Source organism: Streptomyces bambusae, from assembly GCF_019400985.1.
Lineage (GTDB): Bacteria > Actinomycetota > Actinomycetes > Streptomycetales > Streptomycetaceae > Streptomyces > Streptomyces bambusae_A.
In genome coordinates, this window is record NZ_WTFF01000713.1 from 1 (window position 1) to 730 (window position 730).

The 730-nt window shown below is 80.5% G+C and carries 1 pseudogene; it reads left to right on the forward strand.

Annotated elements, in window-relative coordinates:
- Nucleotides 1-409: 409 nt before the first annotated feature.
- A pseudogene (locus tag GPJ59_RS36690) lies at nt 410-730 on the forward strand (hypothetical protein); the annotation flags it as partial.

Below are 730 nucleotides of genomic sequence, written 5' to 3' on the forward strand. Positions count from 1 at the left end.
CGCCGGCGCCGCTCCGCAGGCCGGGGCCGGCTGGCAGCAGCCCATCGCGGACCCTGCCGGGCAGTCGTCGGGCGGGTGGCAACCCGCCAGGGACCCCGCCGGACAGTCTCCGGCCGGCTGGGAGCAGCCCGTGGCCGCCGCCGATGCCGCTCCGCAGGCCGGGGCTGGTTGGCGGCAGTCCGGCGCGGACCCTGCCGGGCAGTCGTCGGGCGGGTGGCAACCCGCCAGGGACCCCGCCGCGCAGTCTTCGGCCGGCTGGGAGCAGCCTGCGGCCTCCGCCGATGCTGCTCCGCAGGCCGGGGCCGGTTGGCGGCAGCCCGCCGCAGACCCCGCCGGACAGCCTTCGGCCGGCTGGCAGCAGCCCGCTGCGGACCCCGCCGGACAGTCTTCGGCCGGCTGGGAGCAGCCCGTGGCCTCCGCCGATGCCGCCCCGCCGACCGGGGCCGGTTGGCGGCAGCCCGCCGCAGACCCCGCCGGACAGCCTTCGGCCGGCTGGCAGCAGCCCGTGGCCTCCGCCGATGCCGCTCCGCAGACCGGGGCTGGTCGGCAGCAGCCTGCCGCGGATCCTGCCGGGCAGCCTTCGGCCGGCTGGCAGCAGCAGGCCGCGGTTTCCGCCGATGCGGCCCCGCAGGCCGTGGCCGGGGTCGCTGAGGCGCCGTCGGCCGGCTGGCAGGACGCCTCGCAGCCCGCGGTCGGCGTCCCCGCGCAGCAGGGCTGGGCACCCGGCACC